We start from the raw sequence: 19,367 nt of genomic DNA on the forward strand, positions 1-19,367 counted from the left end.
TGGAGACACGGATGAAACGCCTTACCGAAACCGCCAGCGCCGCCCTGCTCAACGCCGACCCGCTCTGGTACAAGGATGCCGTCATCTACCAGCTGCACATCAAGTCCTTCTTCGACGCCAATGGCGATGGCGTGGGCGACTTCGCCGGGCTGCTCGGCAAGCTGGACTACCTGGTCAACCTGGGCGTCGACACGGTATGGCTGCTGCCGTTCTATCCGTCGCCGCGCCGCGACGACGGCTACGATATCGCCGACTACCGCAACGTCCACCCCGACTACGGCACGCTGGCCGATGCGCGGCGCTTTATCGCCGCGGCGCACGCGCGCGGCCTGCGCGTGATCACCGAACTGGTCATCAACCATACCTCGGACCAGCATCCGTGGTTCCAGCGCGCGCGCAAGGCCAAGCCCGGCTCGGCGGCGCGCCGCTACTACGTGTGGTCGGACCATGACCAGGCCTACGCCGGCACGCGCATCATCTTCTGCGATACCGAAAAATCCAACTGGAGCTGGGATCCGGTGGCGGGCGCGTATTTCTGGCACCGCTTCTACTCGCACCAGCCGGACCTGAACTTCGACAACCCGCAGGTGCTCAACGAAGTGCTGTCGGTGATGCGCTTCTGGCTCGACATGGGGGTCGACGGCCTGCGCCTGGACGCGGTGCCCTACCTGGTCGAGCGCGAAGGCACCAGCAACGAGAACCTGCCCGAGACCCACGCCGTCATCCGCAGCATCCGCTCGCACCTGGACCAGCACTTCCCCGGCCGCATGCTGCTGGCCGAAGCCAACATGTGGCCGGAGGACGCGCAGCAGTACTTCGGCCTGACCGGGCCCGACCCGGAAGGCGACGAATGCCACATGGCGTTCCACTTCCCGCTGATGCCGCGCATGTACATGGCCATCGCGCGCGAGGACCGCTTCCCGATCACGGACATCATGCGCCAGACGCCGGAGGTGCCGCCCAACTGCCAGTGGGCGATCTTCCTGCGCAACCATGACGAGCTGACGCTGGAGATGGTGACCAGCAGCGAGCGCGACTACCTGTGGGAGGTCTACGCCACCGACCGGCGCGCGCGCATCAACCTGGGCATCCGCCGCCGGCTGGCGCCGCTGATGGAACGCGACCGCCGCCGCATCGAGCTGATGAACAGCCTGCTGTTCTCGATGCCGGGCACGCCGGTGATCTACTACGGCGACGAGATCGGCATGGGCGACAACATCCACCTGGGCGACCGCGACGGCGTGCGCACGCCGATGCAGTGGTCGCCCGACCGCAACGGCGGCTTCTCGCATGCCGATCCCGAGCGCCTGGTGCTGCCGCCGCTGCAGGGTCCGCTGTACGGCTACGAGGCGGTCAATGTCGAAGCCCAGGCGCGCGATCCGCATTCGCTGCTGAACTGGATGCGGCGCATGCTGGCGCTGCGGCGCAAGCACCGCGCCTTCGGCCGCGGCACGCTGCGCTTCCTGTTTCCCGGCAACCGCAAGATCCTGGCGTACCTGCGCGAGTTCGAGGGCGAGCACATCCTGTGCGTGGCCAACCTGTCGCGCGCGCCGCAGGCGGTGGAGCTCGACCTGTCCGCGTTCAACGGCCGCGTGCCGGTGGAGATGATGGGCGCGACGCCGTTCCCGGCGATCGGCACGCTGACCTACCTGCTGACGCTGCCGCCCTATGGCTTCTACTGGTTCGTGCTCAGCGACGAGGCGCAGCCGCCGTCGTGGCACGTGGAGGCGCCCGAACAAATGCCAGACCAGATCACCCTTGTGATGCAGAACACGGGCCGGCCCGAGCTGACCGAGGCCTCGCGCCGGCTGATGGCGAGCGAGGTGCTGCCGCACTACATCGGCCGGCGCCGCTGGTTCGGCGCCAAGCACGAGCGCATCGAGCGCGTCGCGCTGGCCTACCTGCTGCCGTTTGCGCGCGGCAGCGGCGGCGAGGACATCTACCTGGGCGAGGTCGAGGTGAGCCTGCCCGGGCGCACCGAGCGCTACCAGCTGCCGGTGGGCATCCTGTGGGACCGCGAAAGCGCCGACGGGGTCTCGCAGCTGGCGCACGGGCTGTCGATGGCGCGCGTGCGCCAGGGCAGCCGCGTCGGGCTGGCCACCGACGGCTTCGTGGTCGAGCCGTTCGCGCGCGAGGTGGTGCGCGCGCTGCGCAACGGCCTGCAGGTGCACGCCGGGCACGACCTGATCCAGTTCCGCGCCGAGCCCGGGCTGGCCGCGCTGGAACTGGAGCGCGACCCGATCGAGTACATGTCGGCCGAGCAGTCCAACAGCTCGCTGTCGTACAACAACACCGCCGTGCTCAAGCTGGTGCGCCGGCTCTCGGGCGGCATCCATCCCGAAGCCGAGATGACGCGCTACCTGACCGCGCAGGGCTATGCGCATGCCGCGGCGCTGCTCGGCGAGGTGGTGCGCACCGGGGCGGACGGCGTGCCACACACGATGATGCTGCTGCAGGGCTATATCCTGAACCAGGGCAACGGCTGGGACTGGACCCTCGATTACCTGGGCCGCGCCATCGACGATGCGCTGCCGTCGCAGGACAGCGAGGACGAGTTCGCCGAGGCCATGAACGGCTACGCCGCGCTGGCCGGCACGCTGGGGCGCCGGCTGGCCGAACTGCACGCGGTGCTGGCGCGCCCCACCGACGACGACGCCTTCGCGCCGCTGCCCGCCACCGACGACGATGCGCGCGCCTGGGCCGGACAGGCGATGGAGGCGTTGCAGCGCGCCCTGAGCCGCCTTCAGGCGCGGCCCGCCGCAGAGGCCGCAACCCCGGCCTTCGAGGCCGATGTTCAAACCCTGATGGCGGTGCGCGATGCGCTGCCCGGCCTGGTCGAGCAGCTCGCCACCGCGGCGCCCGGCAGCCTGCAGACCCGCATCCACGGCGACTTCCACCTGGGCCAGGTGCTGATCGCACAGAACGACACCTACCTGGTCGACTTCGAAGGCGAGCCCGGCCTGCCGCTTGACTGGCGCCGGCGCAAGACCTCGCCGCTGCGCGACGTGGCGGGGCTGCTGCGCTCGCTGGACTATGCCGCGGCCACGGTCGGCACCGACCGCCGTGAACGCACCCACAGCGAGCTGCCGCCGCAGCTGGCCGAACGGCGCGCGGTGCTGCTGGAACGCTTCCGCACCACCGCCAATGAAGCCTTCCTGAACTGCTACCGCCAGCACATGGAGGCCGCGCCCGTGCCATGGGTGGCGCCCGACCAGCTGCAGCCCCTGCTCGACCTGTTCCTGCTGGAACGCGCGGCGTATGAAGTCGAATACGAAGCCGCCAACCGGGTCGCGTGGATCGACCTGCCTGCCAGCGGGCTGGCGCGCCTGCTGCGCAAGCTGGCGCCGCAGGGAGACCAGCCATGAGCCCCCCCGCCAGCACCGGCAGCACCGGCAGCACCGGCGCCACCACGCGCGCCGGCAAGCAGGCGGCACTGCTGCCCGGCCATGAACTCGACGCCCTGCTGGGCGGCCGCCATCCCGATCCGTTCGGCGTGCTGGGACCGCATCCGGATGGCGACGGCACCCTGGTGCGCGCCTGCCTGCCCGGGGCGGCGTCGGTGCAGCTGGCCGATGCCGGCGGCGCGCCGCTGGCGGAAATGGAGCGGCTGCATGGCGGCGGCGTGTTCGCCGCCCGGCTGCCGGGCGGCACCGGCAGCGGCAACGGCGCCGCGGCTTACCGCCTGCGCGTGCAATGGTCCGACGGCACCGAGCAGTGCAGCGCCGACCCCTACGCCTTCGGCCTGCTGCTGGGCGAACTGGACCTGCACCTGATCGCCGAGGGCCGGCACTTCGAGCTGGGCGCCTGCCTGGGCGCGCAATGCCAGCGCGTGGACGGCATCGACGGCGTGCGCTTCGCGGTGTGGGCGCCCAATGCGCGGCGGGTCTCGGTGATCGCCGACTTCAACGGCTGGCACCCGGCGCGGCATCCGATGCGGCTGCGCCATCCCAGCGGCATCTGGGAGCTGTTCGTCCCCGCCGCGCTGGGGGCGCAGCCAGGCAGCCGCTACAAGTACGACCTGCTCGACCCGCATGGCACCGAGCTGCCCGACAAGGCCGACCCGCTGGCGCTGGCCGCCGAGCCGCCGCCCGCCACCGCCTCGGTCGTGACCGGCCCCGGCCAAGGCGCGCCGCCGTTCACCTGGCACGATGACGACTGGATGGCCCGCCGCCGGGAACGCGACCCATACCGCACGCCGATGTCGGTCTACGAGGTCCACGTGCTGTCGTGGCTGCGCGCGGCCAACGACGCGCAGCACGGCTGGAACATCCTCGCCGACCGGCTGGTGCCCTACGTGCAGGAACTGGGCTTCACCCATATCGAGCTGCTGCCGATCACCGAGCACCCGTTCGGCGGCTCGTGGGGCTACCAGCCGCTGTCGCTGTACGCGCCCACCGCGCGGCTGGGACCGCCGCAGGCCTTTGCGGCCTTCATCGACCGCTGCCACCAGGCCGGCATCGGCGTGATCCTGGACTGGGTGCCGGCGCACTTCCCCACCGATCCGCACGGGCTGGCGCAGTTCGACGGCACCGCGCTGTACGAGCACCAGGACCCGCGCGAAGGCTTCCACCAGGACTGGAACACGCTGATCTACAACCTGGGCCGCAACGAAGTGCGCGGCTTCCTGCTGGCCGGCGCGCTGCACTGGCTCGAGCACTTCCACGCCGACGGCCTGCGCGTCGATGCGGTGGCCTCCATGCTTTACCGGGACTACAGCCGCGAGCCCGGCCAGTGGGTGCCGAACCGGTTCGGCGGCCGCGAGAACCTCGAAGCGGTGGACTTCCTGCGCGAACTCAATGCGGTGGTCCATGAACGCTGCCCGGGCGCGCTGACCATCGCCGAAGAGTCCACCGCGTGGCCCGGCGTGACCGCCAGCGTGGCCAGCGGCGGGCTCGGCTTCGACTTCAAATGGAATATGGGCTGGATGCACGACACCCTGCACTACCTGGCCCATGAGCCGATCCACCGCGCCTGGCACCACCAGAACATGACCTTCGGCCTGGTCTATGCCTGGTCCGAAGCCTTCGTGCTGCCGCTGTCGCACGACGAGGTGGTGCACGGCAAAGGCTCGATGATCGGCAAGGTGCCGGGCGACGAGTGGCAGCGCTTTGCCGGCCTGCGCGCCTATTACGGCTTCATGTGGGCGCATCCCGGCAAGAAGCTGCTGTTCATGGGCGGCGAGCTGGCGCAGTGGCAGGAATGGAACCACGACGCCGAACTCGACTGGCCGCTGCTGGACCAGCCCCTGCACCGCGGCATGCACACGCTGGTGCGCGACCTGAACCGGCTCTATCGCGAACTGCCCGCGCTGCACGCGCTTGACCACAGTCCCGAAGGCTTCCAGTGGGTGGTCGGCGACGACAACCACAACAGCGTGTTCGCATGGCTGCGCCGCGCGGGGGCGGACAGTCGCGAGGTGGTGCTGGCGGTGGTCAACATGACGCCGGTGCCGCGCCAGGGCTACCGTGTCGGCGTGCCCTGTGCCGGCACGTGGCGGGAATGCCTGAATACCGATGCCGCGATCTATGGCGGCAGCAACCTCGGCAACGGCGGCGCCGTGATGGCCATCGACGTGCCTTCGCACGGGCAGCCGGCTTCGCTGGCGCTGACGCTGCCGCCGCTGGCCACGCTGGTGCTGCGCTTCGACCAGGGTGACGGCAGCGAAGGCGCCGCGACATGACGCGCCAGTTCGCCGACCGGCTGCTGCCCGGCAAGCCGTTTCCGCTGGGGGCCCACTGGGACGGGCTGGGAGTCAATTTCGCGGTGTTCTCGGCGCACGCCTGGCGCATCGACCTGTGCCTGTTCTCCGACAACGGCCGCAAGGAACTGGCCCGGCTGCCGTTGCCGGAATGCACCGACGAGATCTGGCATGGCTACCTGCCCAACGCGGCGCTGGGCACGCTGTACGGCTATCGCGCGCACGGCCCTTACGATCCCGCCCACGGGCACCGCTTCAACCCGCACAAGCTGCTGCTGGACCCGTATGCGCGCCAGCTGAGCGGCCCGGTGCGCTGGTCCGACGCGCTGTTCGGCTACCGGCTGCAGAGCGCGCGCGGCGACCTCACGCCGGACCGCCGCGACAGCGCGCCGACCATGCCCAAGGCGGTGGTGGTGGACGAGAGCTTCCACTGGGGCGACGACCGGCCGCCGGCCGTGCCCTGGCCAGCCACCGTGATCTACGAGGCCCACCTGCGCGGCCTGTCGATGCTGCGCGACGACCTGCTGCCCAACCTGCGCGGCACCTTTGCCGCGCTGTGCGACCCGCGCTTTGTCGACCACCTGGTGCAACTGGGCGTGACCACCATCGAACTGCTGCCGGTGCATGCCATCCTGCAGGACCGCTTCCTGCTGGAGCGCGGCCTGCGCAACTACTGGGGCTACAACACGCTGTCGTACTTCGCCCCCGAGCCGGCCTACCTCGGCACCGGGCAACTGCAGGAATGCAAGGTGGCGATGCGGCGCCTGCATGCCGCCGGCATCGAAGTGATCCTGGACGTGGTCTACAACCACACCTGCGAAGGCAACGAGCTGGGGCCGACGGTGTCCTGGCGCGGACTCGACAACGCCAGCTACTACCGGTTGATGCCCGGCGACGAGCGCCACTACATCAACGACACCGGCTGCGGCAACACGCTCAACCTGTCGCACCCGCGCGTGCTGCAGATGGTGCTGGATTCGCTGCGCTACTGGGTGCATTGCTATCACGTCGACGGCTTTCGCTTCGACCTGGGCAGCACGCTCGGGCGCGAAGGCAACGGCTTCGACGCGGGCTCCGGCTTCTTCGACGCGCTGATGCAGGATCCGGTGCTGAGCCGGGTCAAGCTCATCTCCGAGCCCTGGGACCTGGGCCCGGGCGGCTATCAGCTGGGCAACCATCCGCCCGGCTTTGCCGAGTGGAACGACAAGTTTCGCGACGTCAGCCGCCGCTTCTGGCGCGGCGACGCCGGGCACCGCGGCGAGATGGCGGCGCGGCTGGCGGCCTCGGCCGACCTGTTCGACCGCCGCCGCCGGCGCCCGTGGGCCAGCATCAACTTCATCACCGCGCACGATGGCTTCACCCTGGCCGACCTGGTCAGCTACAGCGCCAAGCACAACGAGGCCAACGGCGAAGACAACCGCGACGGCACCGACGACAACGCCAGCGCCAACTGGAGCCCGGACGGCAGCGTCGAAGGGCCCACCGACGACCCCGACATCCTGCAGCGCCGCAGCCGCGTGGCGCAGGCGCTGATGGCCACGCTGCTGCTGGCGCAAGGCACGCCGATGCTGACCGCCGGCGACGAATGGGGCCGCAGCCAGGGCGGCAACAACAACGCCTACTGCCAGGACAACGAGCTGTCGTGGCTGGACTGGAAGCAGGCCCAGGCACCCGGCGCGCAGCCGATGCAGCAGATGGTGCGCCGGCTGCTGGCACTGCGGCGCAGGCTCCATGCGCTGAGCGGCGACCGCTTTGCCCACGGGCGCGAAGAACCGGCGCCGGGCATTGCCGACATCGCCTGGTTCGACACCGACGGCAAGCCGCCGACGCCCGAGGAATGGGCCGATCCGGAAATCCGCACGCTGGCGCTGCGGCGCGCGGCCACCCCGCCGCAGCCCGAACGCCCGATGCTGGGTACGCTCGCGGAAGCGGCGCCCGGCGATGCGCGCGCGGTGCAGGTGACCCTGCTGCTGCTCAACGCCGCCGACAGCGATGCCACCTTCCAGTTGCCCGAGCCTGCGCTGCCATGGGCCGTGCTGTTCGACAGCAGCCGGCCCGACGCCAGCGACGCCGAGCTGGCTGGCGCACAGGTGCACGCGTCCCAGGCGGTCGCCGCCCACTCGCTGGTGCTGCTGGCCGCGCGGGCCCCCACGCCGCGGGAGGACCACGCATGAGCCGCGCTGGCGCGCCCTCGCCCCTGCAGGCGCTGGCGCTGCGCGCCGGCCTGCAGCCGCACTGGACCGATGCCTGGGACCAGCCGCGCGAGGTCGGCGACGCAGCCTTGCGGCGCGTGCTGGAAGGACTGGGCCTGCCGTGCGGCAGCCCCGGCCAGTGCGCCGCCTCGCATGCGTGGCTGGCCGCCGACGACGCCGCGCATGCGCTGCCGTCGCTGCTGACCGCGGAGCGCGGCCAGCCGGTCGCGGTGCCGTGGCCGCATACCGCGCCGCACCGGGCCTACCGGGTGACGCTGGAAGACGGCGCGATCATCGCCGGCACCGCAGTGCGCGGCGCGGGTGCCGGCGCCACCCTGATGCAATTGCCCGCCATCGACGTCTGCGGCTACCACCGGCTGGACCTCGGCGATGCCCATGCCACGCTGGCGGTGGCGCCGCGGCGCTGCTACGGCGTCGCCGACGCGCTGCGGCATGCCGGCCGGGCCAAGGAGAGCAACGGCGAAGGCGCGCGCACGCCACCATGGGGCCTGGCGGTGCAGCTCTACAGCCTGCGCCGCGGCGCGCCCTGCGGCATGGGCGACCTGACCGCGCTGGCCGAAGGCTGCGCCAGCGCCGCGCGCGCCGGCGCGGACGCCATCGCCATCAACCCGCTGCATGCGCCCTTCGCCGCGCTGCCCGAGCGCTACAGCCCGTATGCGCCGTCCAGCCGGCTGTTCCTGAACCCGCTCTATGCCGACCCTGCCACGGTGTTCGGCCAGGCCGCGGTGGACGCCGCCATCGCCGGACTGGGCGCGGGCGACACGCTGCAGGCGCTCGACGCCCGCCGCGAGATCGACTGGATCGCGCTGGCGCCGCTGCGCTACGCCATCCTGCGCTGGCTTTGGCAGCGGCGCGAGACCCTGCTGCCGCGGGCGGCGCTGGACGGCTATGCCGCCTTCCGCGCGCGCGGCGGCACCGCGCTGCATGCACATGCCTGCTATGAGGCGATCCAGGCCTGCCGGCGCGGCGACAGCGCCAACGGCAACAACCAGCAGGCCGCGCCGGACTGGCGCTGCTGGCCGGTCACGCTGCGCTCCCCGGCCGCTGCAGCGGTGGCCGCCTTCGCGCAGGCTAACGCAGACGAGGTGGCCTTCCACGCCTTCCTGCAATGGCTGGCCGACGATGGCCTGGCGCGGGCGCAGCGCGCGGCGCGGGACGCCGGCATGGCCATCGGCATCATCCGCGACCTTGCCGTCGGCGCCGACCCCGGCGGCAGCCAGGCCTGGACGCGACAGCCCGAAACCCTGGCCGGCTTCCATGCCGGCGCGCCGCCGGACCTGTACAACCCGCTCGGGCAGGACTGGGGCGTGGCGGTGTTCTCGCCGCGCGGGCTGCGCCGGCACGGCTACGCTGCGTTCCTGGAGATGCTGCGCGCCAACCTGTCGCACGCCGGCGGACTGCGCATCGACCACGTGCTGGGCCTGGCGCGCATGTGGCTGGTGCCGGCCGGCGCGCCCGCCAGCGACGGCGCCTACCTGCGCTATCCGCTGCAGGACTTGCTGCGGCTGGTGGCGCTGGAGTCGTGGCGGCATCGCGCCATCATCATCGGCGAAAACCTCGGCACGGTGCCGCCTGAGCTGAATGCGGCACTGTCGGCGCGCGGCGTGCTGGGCATCGACGTGCTGTGGTTCCAGCGCGAGGCGCAGGCGCAGGCGCAGGACCAGGCTCAGGATGAGGCCACCGAAGCAGCCGGCGACCCGGCCGGCCAGGAAGCGGAGCCAGCGGCCTTCCTGCCACCGCAAGACTGGCCGGCCGATGCCGTCGCCACCACCACCACGCACGACCTGCCCACCGTCGCCGGCTGGTGGGCCGGCCAGGACCTGGCGTGGCGCGACCGGCTGCAGCTGCTGGCGCCCGGCGAAACCCTGGCGCAGGCCCAGGCCGGCCGCGCGCGCGAGCGCAGAGCGCTCTGGCAGGCCTTGTGCGATGCCGGGCTATGCAGCGGCACCGTGCCCGCGCCCGACCACGCCCCGCTGGACGCGGTGCTGGCCTGGCTGGGCACGGCGCGCACCGCGATGCGGCTGCTGCCGGTGGAAGACCTGCTCGGCCTGGCCGAGCAGCCCAACCTGCCCGGCACCACCAGCGGCCATCCCAACTGGCAGCGCCGGCTCGATACCGAGGTGCGTGCGTGGTTCAGCACCCCGGCGCTGCGCGCGCGCGCCGACGCATGGCGTGGCATCCGCCCCGGCGTACGCCATCCGCCGGAGCAGCCATGAGGGCTACCAGCCCCACCGCACCCACCAGTGTGCTGTGTCCGAAACCGCAGTCCGCATCGATCGTGCAATCGCCTTTCGATCCGCTAAGCTTGACCCACCCCCACGCGCAGGAGCCCCGCCATGAACGAAGCCATCCGGCCCGAGCATGCCGATGACACCCGCACCGCCCTGTCCGGCGCCAGCCTGCGCCAGGCCTTTCTCGACCACCTGTTCCATACCCAGGGCAAGCTGCCCGGCCACGCCAGCGAGAACGACCTTTACCAGGCCGCCGCGCATACCGTGCGCGACCGCCTGGTGCAGCGCTGGATCAGCACCGCCGAAGCCTACCTGGGCCAGCCCTCGCGCACGGTGGCCTACCTGTCCGCCGAATTCCTGATGGGCCCGCACCTGGGCAACAACCTGATCAACCTGGGCATCTTCGAAGAGGTCTGCGAGGCCATGGAGGCGGCCGGCCTCGACCTCGCCCGCATCCTCGACCAGGAAGTCGAGCCGGGGCTGGGCAACGGCGGCCTGGGCCGGCTGGCGGCGTGCTTCATGGATTCGCTGGCGACGATGGAGATTCCAGCGCTGGGCTACGGCATCCGCTACGAGTACGGCATCTTCCAGCAGACCATCATGGACGGCATGCAGGTCGAGAAGACCGATACCTGGCTGCGCAACGGCAACCCGTGGGAAATCCAGCGCTCGGAATGGGCGGTGCAGGTGCGCCTGGGCGGGCACACCGAGCACTACACCGACGACCGCGGCCACTACCGTGTGCGCTGGGTGCCGGCCAAGACCGTGGTCGGCGTGCCGTTCGATTCGCCGATCCTGGGCTACCGCGTCAACACCGTGAACACGCTGCGACTGTGGCGCGCGGACGCAACCGAGGCCTTCGACTTCCACACCTTCAACCGCGGCGACTACCTTGGCGCGGTCAGCAAGAAGGTGACCTCCGAGAACCTGACCAAGGTGCTCTATCCCAACGACGAAACCACGCAGGGCAAGGAACTGCGGCTCGAGCAGCAGTATTTCTTCGTTGCCTGCTCGCTGCAGGACATGCTGCGGCTGCTCGCGGTCGACGGCATCCCGGTGACGCGCTTCCACGAGAAGTTCGCGGTGCAGCTCAATGACACCCACCCCGCCGTGGGCATTGCCGAACTGATGCGGCTGCTGGTCGACGAGCACGACCTGCCCTGGAACGAGGCCTGGCACATCACCCAGAACGCCTTCGCCTACACCAACCACACGCTGCTGCCCGAGGCGCTGGAGCAGTGGCCGCTGCCGCTGTTCGGGCGGGTGCTGCCGCGCCACCTCGAGATCATCCTGGAGATCAACGCGCGCTTCCTGGACGAGGTGCGGATCCGCTTCTACGGCGACGAATCGCGGCTGGCGCGGCTGTCGCTGATCGACGAGCATGGCCAGCGGCATGTGCGCATGGCCAACCTGGCGTGCGTCGGCAGCCATGCCGTCAATGGCGTGGCCGAGCTGCACTCGCGCCTGATGCGCGAGGATGTGCTCAAGGACTTCTACGAGATGTGGCCCGAGAAGTTCACCAGCATCACCAACGGCGTGACGCCGCGGCGCTGGCTGGCGCTGTCCAACCCGCGCCTGACGCGGCTGGTATCGGACGCGATCGGCGATGGCTGGATCTCGGACCTCGAGCAGCTGCGCGCGCTGGAGCCGTATGCCGACGACGCCGGCTTCCGCGACTCGTGGCAGTCCGCGCGGCTGGCCAACAAGACCGACCTGGCGCAACTGGTGCGCGACACCACCGGCGTGGTGATCGACCCGTCGTCAATGTTCGACGTGATGGTCAAGCGCATCCACGAATACAAGCGCCAGCACCTGGCGGTGCTGCATGTGATTGCGCTGTACCACCGCATCAAGTCCGACCCGGGCGCGCAGGTCCAGCCGCGCACCTTCCTGTTCGGCGGCAAGGCCGCGCCCGGCTACGCCTATGCCAAGCTGATGATCCGCTTCATCACCTCGGTGGCCGACGTGGTCAACCGCGACCCGCAGGTGCGCGACCGGCTCAAGGTGGTGTTCCTGCCGAACTTCAACGTCACCTACGGCCAGCGCATCTACCCGGCGGCAGACCTGGCCGAGCAGATCTCGCTGGCCGGCAAGGAAGCCTCGGGCACCGGCAACATGAAGTTCGCGATGAATGGCGCGCTGAATATCGGCACCATGGACGGCGCCAATATCGAACTGCGCGAAGCGGTGGGCCATGACAACTTCTTCCCGTTCGGCCTGACCGCGCCCGAGGTCTATGCGCTGCGCGACAGCGGCTACGACCCGGCGGCGTATTACCACAGCAACCCGCAGCTGCGCGCGGTGATCGACCTGGTGCAGCTGGGCTTCTTCTCGCGCGGCGAGCCCGGCCTGTTCCGCCCGTTGTTCGAGCCGCAGCAAGGGCACGACCCCTACCTGCTGATGGCGGATTTCGCCGCCTATATCGATTGCCAGCAGCAGGTGTCGGCCGCGTATGCCGACCAGGCCCGCTGGCAGCGCATGTCGGTGCTGTCGTGCGCGCGCTCGGGGCGCTTCTCGTCGGACCGGGCCATCCGCGAATACTGCGAGCGCGTCTGGCATGTCGCGCCGGTGCCGGTGCGGCTGCTGCACCGCGCCAGCGGCGCGCCCTGGCAGGTGGAAGCGGGCGCGAGCGGGCCGCGCGCGGCCTGAGGCGCGCAACAGTTGCCTGCGCCGATGGCATGTGCGAAGGCGCAGGGTAGTTTCTACAATGCCACAGGTAACAAAGCCCGCGCCGCGCTGCGCCGCGGGCTTGCCGGTGGCGCCGCGAATGCGCCCTTCTGCTGGCATGGAGTTCGCATTGCGCAAGGGTCCCATTCCCCCAGAAGGCAGGAGCCGAATTTGAACGCCGACCCCTTTCTACTCGCCCCCGGCACCCGCTCTGCCGTGCCGCCGCTGGCGCCGTTCGACTGCTTTGCCGCGCCTTCGGCATCCCCCTTCTGCACCCACGACGAACCCACGCAGGACTACCTGTTCGGGCCGGCCTGGCTGCCGGACGGACGGGTACGCTTCCGGCTGTGGGCGCCCGACGCCGCCGAGCAGGGCCACGCGGTGCGCGTGGAGATTGCCGGGCTGGGACCGGTGCCGATGGCATGCGGACCCAACGGCTGGTTCGAGGCGATCGTGCCGGGCTGCGCGGGCGCGCGCTACTGGTTCCGGCTCGACGACGGCACCACCGTGCCCGACCCGGCCTCGCGCTGGCAGGCCGACGATGTCCACGGCCCCAGCATCGTGCCGGCAGGCGACGCCGCGAGCGCGTTTGCATGGACCTGCCCGGACTGGCGCGGCCGTCCCTGGCACGAAGCCATCATCTATGAAATGCACGTCGGCCTGTGCGGCGGCTACGCGGGCGCCGCGCAGCAACTGCCGCGGCTGGCGGCGCTGGGCTTCACCGCGGTCGAGCTGATGCCGGTCGCCGAGTTTCCCGGCACGCGCAACTGGGGCTATGACGGCGTGCTGCCGTTTGCGCCGGAGTCCGGCTACGGCACGCCGGACGAACTGCGGGCACTGGTCGACCGCGCCCACCAGCTCGGCATGATGGTGCTGCTGGACGTGGTCTACAACCATTTCGGGCCCGAAGGCAACTACCTGCACCGCTACGCCAGCGCCTTTTTCCGCGCGGATCGCCAGACCCCGTGGGGGCCCGCCATCGATTTCCGCCGGCCGCAGGTGCGGCGCTTCTTTACCGAGAACGCGCGCTACTGGCTCGAGCAGTTCCGCTTCGACGGCCTGCGCCTGGACGCCGTGCATGCCATCGAGGACGAAGGCTGGCTGGCGGCACTGCCGGGCGAACTGCGCACCGCGCTGGCCGATGGCGACGGCCCGCGCCGGCATGTCCACCTGGTGCTGGAGAACGACGACAACGACGCCGCGCTGCTGGCCGCGGGCTACGACGCGCAGTGGAACGACGACGCGCACCACGCGCTGCACGTGCTGCTGACCGGCGAGGACGATGGCTACTACCGCGACTACAGCGCGGCGCCGGATACGGGCAATGGCGGCAGTGGCGGCAGTGGTGGCAATGGCGACAGCGCCGCCGCCGGGCGCGGCGTGCCTGCGCTGCGCCACCTCGCGCGCGTGCTGGGCGAAGGCTTTGCCTACCAGGGCGAACGCTCGGCGTTCCGCTCCGCCGCGCTGCCCGCGGTAGCGGATGGCGTGCGGCGCGGCCAGCCCAGCGCGCACCTGCCGCCCACGGCCTTCGTCTGCTTCCTGCAGAACCACGACCAGACCGGCAACCGCGCCCTTGGCGAACGGCTGGCGCAACTGGCCGACCGCGAGGCACTGCGCGCGGCCATCGCGCTGCAGCTGCTGTGTCCGCAGGTGCCGCTGGTGTTCATGGGCGAGGAAACCGGCAGCGCGCAGCCGTTTCTGTATTTCACCAGCCATCCGCCCGAGCTGGCCCGGGCCGTGCGCGACGGACGCCGGCGCGAGTTCGCCGCGACCGCCGCGTTCCGCGACGACGCCCGCGCGGCGGCCATCCCCGACCCCAACGACCCGGCCACGTTCGAAGCCTCGCGCCCGGGCTTCGACGATGACGGCGACTGGACGCCCTACTACCGCGAACTGCTCGCCGTGCGGCGGCGCGAACTGCTGCACCGGCTGGCCGGCTGCCAGAGCGCCGGCGTCGACGTGCTGGGGCCGGCGGCGCTGTGCGCGCGCTGGCGGCTGATGGACGGGGTCGAACTGAGCCTGTGGCTCAACCTGGGCAACGAAGCGGTGCCGTGCACGCGGCCGTGCCACGACCGCAGCACCGCGCTGCATGAAAGCAGCGCCGGCGCGGCCGCGGCCTTGTCGGCCGGGCTGCTGCCGCAGCGCGCGTGCGTGGCCACCGTGTGCGAGCCCGCCGCGGCCCGTGCGCGATGATGCCTGACGGCGCGCCGCAAGCGCTGCCACGCGCAACCGCCCGGCTGCAGCTGCACCCGGGCTTCACCTTTGCCGATGCCGCCGCCGTGGTCGGCTACTACGCTGCGCTGGGCGTCAGCCATCTTTACCTGTCGCCCATATGCGGCGCGCGGCCCGGCTCCACCCATGGCTATGACGTCACCGATTTCACCGCGGTGCGCGACGAGCTGGGCGGCGAGCCCGGCCTGAAAGCGCTGGCCGCGCGCGCCCGCGACGCGGGCCTCGGCCTGATCGTCGACATCGTGCCCAACCACATGGCGGCCGACCCGACCCACAACGGCTGGTGGCGCGACGTGCTGGCGCATGGCCGCGGCAGCCCTTGCGCAGCCAGCTTCGACATCGACTGGACCCCGCGCGACCCGGCGCTGCACGGCAAGGTGCTGCTGCCGATGCTGGGGCAGTCGTACTGGGACACCGTGGTGGCCGGCGAACTGCACTGGGTTCCGTCCAGCGACGATGCCCCCGCCCATCTGCGCTATTTCGACCACACCCTGCCGCTGGCGCCGGGCAGCGTCGACGCCGAAGCCGAGCGCGACGGCCCGGCCTGGTACGACGCCACGCATGCCGAGGGCCGCAGCCGGCTCCATGCCCTGCTGGAACGCCAGCACTACCGGCTGGCCTGGTGGCGCACCGCGGCCGCCGCGCAGAACTGGCGCCGCTTCTTCGAGATCAGCGACCTGGTCGGCGTGCGCGAGGAAGACGAGCGGGTGTTCGATGCGGTCCATGCGCTGGTGCTGCGACTGCTGCGCGAAGGCTGGATCGACGGCGTGCGCGTCGACCACGTCGACGGCCTGGCCGATCCCGCCGGCTATTGCCGCCGGCTGCGCGCCGCACTGGACCGCCATGCCGCGGCGCGCCCGCCCACGCTGCGGCTGGAGCGTCCGTGGCTGGTGGTCGAGAAGATCCTGGGCCCGCGCGAGCGCCTGGCGCCGGACTGGCAGGTGCATGGCACCACCGGCTATGACTTCATGGACGAGGTCGCCGCGGTGCTGCATGACGGCGACGGCGAAGCCTCGCTGGACGCGCTGTGGGCGACGGTCAGCGGCGATGCGCGCGGCTTTCCCGAGCATGTCGAGGCCGCGCGGCGCCAGGTGCTGGAGCGGCACCTGGTGACGGAGTTCGAAGGCGCCGCCGCGTGCCTGCGCGACTGCGCCGAGCAGGAGCCCGGCACGCGCGACCTGACCCGGGCGGCGCTGCGGCGCGCGCTGGCCGCGCTGATGGCGGCGGTGCCGGTGTATCGCAGCTACTTCGATGCGCATCCGGCCGAACGCGACGCGGCCGCGGCGCTTGCCGATGACGCCATGCTCGAACAAGCCATGCGCGCCGCGCGCGCCGGCCTGGCGCCCGACGAAGCGGTGGCGCTGGCCTTTATCGGCGGCTGCCTGCGCACCGCCGCGCCGGCCGACAGCGAAACCGGCGCGCTGCGCCGCCGGCTGCAGCAGCTGATGCCGGCGCTGGCGGCCAAGGCCGGCGAGGACACCGCGTTCTACCGCTACGGCCGGCTGCTGTCGCGCAACGAAGTCGGCAGCGATCCGGCCCGGCTGGCGATGCCGCCGGCGCAGTTCCACGCCCGCATGGCGGCGCGGCGGCTGGCCTGCCCCTACGCCATGCTCGCCACCGCGACCCACGACCACAAGCGCGGCGAAGACGCGCGCATGCGCCTGGCAGTGCTGAGCGAGGTCCCGGGCGCGTGGGCCGATGCCGTGGCCGCGTGGGAGGCCGCGTCGGCACCGCTGCTGGCGACCTTGCCGCAAGCGCCCGACCCCGGCGACCGGCTGATGCTGTACCAGACCCTGGTCGGCGCCTGGCCGATGGCAGACCTGAACCTTGCCGACGACGCCGGTGCCGCGCAGCCCTTGCTGGAGCGCGTGGGCGCGTGGCAGCGCAAGGCCATCCGCGAAGCCAAGCGCCATGGCAACTGGACCTGCCCCGACACCGATTACGAAGCCGCATGCGAGGCCTTCCTGCGCGGCCTCTGCGCACCCGGGCCAGCGGGCGGAGCCGGCAGTGTGCTGGCGCAGATCGGCCAGTTCGCGCAGCGCATTGCCGCGGCCGGGGCTCTGAACAGCCTGGCGCAGGTGCTGGTGCAACTGACCGCGCCCGGCATTCCCGACCGCTACCAGGGCTGCGAAGGCTGGGACCTGAGCCTGGTCGATCCCGACAACCGGCGCCCGCCCGACTACGCCCGGCTGCAGGCACGGCTGGGTTGCAGCGCGGGCTGGGCCCACTGGCTGGCGCACTGGCGCGACGGCCGCATCAAGCAGCAACTGGTGCGCCAGGTGCTGGCGGTGCGCCGCACGCATGCGGCGCTGTTCGCCGATGGTCAATACAGCATGCTGGCCGCGCAGGGGGCGCTGGTGCCGCAGGTGCTGGCGTTTGCGCGCAGCGCCGACGGGCGCCAGGCCATCACCGTGGTCACCCGGCTTGCCGCCGCGCGCGTCGACCCCGCCCTGCCGCGCATCCCGCAAGCGGCCTGGGGCGATACCACGCTCAACGTCGGCGCGCCGCAACCGAGCCGCTGGACCGATGCCCTGACCGGCCATGTCATCGACGCGCCCATGGGCCGCCTGCGGCTGCGCGAAGTGCTGGGCGGCCTGCCGGTCGCGCTGCTGCTGCGCGAGCCCTGATGCGTCGGGCTCAGGAGTGCGGCGGCGCCGTCGACTGCCATACGACCGGCGCGAACGGCCCGCGCGAGGCCTGGGTGGGCGAGGCGCTGCGTTCCTGCGGCAGGTAGGGCCGGATCACCACGGCCACGTAGTCGTCTTCCTTGGGCGTTACCACGATGTACGCGAGCCCCGACATCACCAGGCCGACCTCGCCGAGCTCGGTGGCAATGCGCGCCACGATAAAGCGCTGCAGCAGCATCGGGTTGACGCTGTCGTCGATGGCAAGCGCGGCGGTGCAGATGGTCAGGAAGCAGCGTTCGACCTCGCGGCACACCACCACCACTTCATCGATGGCGTAGCCGGCGCGGCTGGCGCGCACCAGCACCGACACCCCCGAGCTGGGCGCGGCCCGGTGCCATCCGGGCTTGACCTTGAAGCTGGGCAGGGCCAGGCCGGAACCGGTGTCCTGCGCGACGGTGTTGAAACGCTGGGCGAAGTCCGAAGGCGTGATCGCAAGCAGCTGGCGCTCGACCGGTGCCGACGACACCGACACCGACGAGGCCAGGACCACGGTGGACAGAATGCTGGCTAGGTTCATGGCTTCCTCGCAACGGCTATACGCTCCCCCGCGCTGTCTGGCCCGGCAGCACACGGCCGCAAGCTGCGCCGCGGCGGGAAGGCCGGCGTTGCGGGTGCTCGCCGGCACTTGCCGCACGCCAGTTGTTGCCAGCATTTCCTTCACTATAGACAGGACCGCACGCCAGCACAGGACGGAACGCAAGCGGCACGCCAGGCGCCGCGGGCCGCCGATCGCAGCGCCGCCAGCGCACTGCGGCGCGTCGGCCACGCGCGCCATGCAGTTTCTGCAGCGCCTGTAAAAACTACGGCGCATGCGGCACCGCGCCGCGCCGGCGGCGGCGCCGCATGGCGCACAGTCCGCGCCGTGGCGCAGCATCGGCCGGATGGTGGCAATGCCTGCGCCCGGGACCATGCGGGAACGGAGCTTGCAGGCAAAGTGCAGGTGCGGGCTGAACCGCAGGCCCGCCAGCATTTACAGGAGGGCTCTATGACCGCACGCTACCGCATTCGCATCGCCGCGCTGGCGTTGCCGCTTGCCGTGCTGGCCATGGCGGCCTCCGCGCCGGGCATCGCAGCACCGACCGATGCACCCGCGGCGCCGTCATCCACCGGCCGCACCGCGGCGCCACGCGACACCGCTGCCACCAGCGACCGCGCCATCACGGCCGAGGTCCAGGCACGCCTGGCCAATGCACGCACGCTCGATCCGAGCAAGATCCGGGTATCGACCACCGACGGCGTGGTCAAGCTCGAAGGCACCGTGCGCGACGACAAACAGCGTACGATGGCCATGGAGCTGGCGCGTTCGGTGCGCGGCGTCAGCGCGGTTTCGGATGAACTGCGCGCCGGCACCGATTGACGACCTGTCGCCTGTCCGGCAGCGCCATGCCAACCTTGATGGAGACGTGATGAGCACCCATCGCCAGCCCGACCACGACACCACCCGCCGCCGCAGCGAGCCCCGCGACCCGCACAAGGGCGGCCCGGACACCGAGCACGAGCGCGGCAAGCCGGGGCGCGACCGGCGCCACGATGTCGAGCGCGAGCACGACATTCCCGACGAGAACGGCGAGCCGCCCTCGGTGAAACGCCCCGGCGGCAAGCCCGAAGAAAGCGAGCCGCCGGTCGAGAACTACTGAAC

The 19,367-nt window shown here is 71.3% G+C and carries 10 protein-coding genes; 9 read left to right on the forward strand and 1 reads right to left on the reverse strand.

Going from position 1 to position 19,367, the window contains the following annotated elements:
- The first annotated feature begins 11 nt into the window (after positions 1-11).
- From treS to treY, 7 genes are all read left to right on the forward strand, one after another.
- Positions 12-3,365: a maltose alpha-D-glucosyltransferase gene (treS, locus tag AC3FMM_RS19505; RefSeq protein ID WP_115713146.1), complete on the forward strand. Its 3,354-nt coding sequence runs from the start codon at positions 12-14 to the stop codon at positions 3,363-3,365.
- Entirely contained in the window at positions 3,362-5,680 is a 2,319-nt protein-coding gene (gene glgB / locus AC3FMM_RS19510) for a 1,4-alpha-glucan branching protein GlgB (RefSeq protein WP_488687313.1), read from the forward strand. The genes treS and glgB overlap by 4 nt, the downstream gene beginning before the upstream one ends.
- Positions 5,677-7,872 carry a glycogen debranching protein GlgX gene (glgX, locus tag AC3FMM_RS19515; protein WP_116314511.1) on the forward strand — a complete coding sequence of 732 codons (2,196 nt, stop codon included), beginning with the start codon at positions 5,677-5,679 and terminating at the stop codon, positions 7,870-7,872. Before glgB ends, glgX begins: the two co-directional genes overlap by 4 nt.
- Positions 7,869-10,127 (forward strand): 4-alpha-glucanotransferase, encoded by a 2,259-nt coding sequence (gene malQ / locus AC3FMM_RS19520; protein ID WP_488687314.1) that lies wholly within the window; start codon positions 7,869-7,871, stop codon positions 10,125-10,127. Before glgX ends, malQ begins: the two co-directional genes overlap by 4 nt.
- A gap of 120 nt (positions 10,128-10,247) precedes the next feature.
- Positions 10,248-12,791 (forward strand): glycogen/starch/alpha-glucan phosphorylase, encoded by a 2,544-nt coding sequence (locus AC3FMM_RS19525; RefSeq protein ID WP_488687315.1) that lies wholly within the window; start codon positions 10,248-10,250, stop codon positions 12,789-12,791.
- A gap of 189 nt (positions 12,792-12,980) precedes the next feature.
- A complete protein-coding gene (locus AC3FMM_RS19530) occupies positions 12,981-15,002 on the forward strand; it encodes an alpha-amylase family glycosyl hydrolase (protein WP_488687316.1) in 2,022 nt (673 codons plus the stop codon).
- The gene (treY, locus tag AC3FMM_RS19535) at positions 14,999-17,668 is read left to right on the forward strand and encodes a malto-oligosyltrehalose synthase (RefSeq protein ID WP_488687317.1); all 2,670 of its coding nucleotides are present in this window, start codon (positions 14,999-15,001) and stop codon (positions 17,666-17,668) included. The genes AC3FMM_RS19530 and treY overlap by 4 nt, the downstream gene beginning before the upstream one ends.
- 10 nt (positions 17,669-17,678) lie before the next feature.
- Here the strand turns inward: treY and AC3FMM_RS19540 are convergent, their stop codons facing one another.
- Positions 17,679-18,245, reverse strand: coding sequence for a malto-oligosyltrehalose synthase (locus AC3FMM_RS19540; protein ID WP_115713140.1), 567 nt, complete (start codon positions 18,243-18,245; stop codon positions 17,679-17,681).
- 468 nt (positions 18,246-18,713) lie between these two features.
- Between AC3FMM_RS19540 and AC3FMM_RS19545 the strand changes: the two genes are divergently transcribed.
- Together AC3FMM_RS19545 and AC3FMM_RS19550 are read left to right on the forward strand one after the other, a co-directional pair.
- The gene (locus AC3FMM_RS19545; protein ID WP_115713139.1) at positions 18,714-19,085 is read left to right on the forward strand and encodes a BON domain-containing protein; all 372 of its coding nucleotides are present in this window, start codon (positions 18,714-18,716) and stop codon (positions 19,083-19,085) included.
- Between the two features lie 49 nt (positions 19,086-19,134).
- Entirely contained in the window at positions 19,135-19,365 is a 231-nt protein-coding gene (locus AC3FMM_RS19550) for a hypothetical protein (protein ID WP_092315677.1), read from the forward strand.
- Positions 19,366-19,367: the final 2 nt, after the last annotated feature.

The organism is Cupriavidus sp. 207A1, assembly GCF_057798955.1.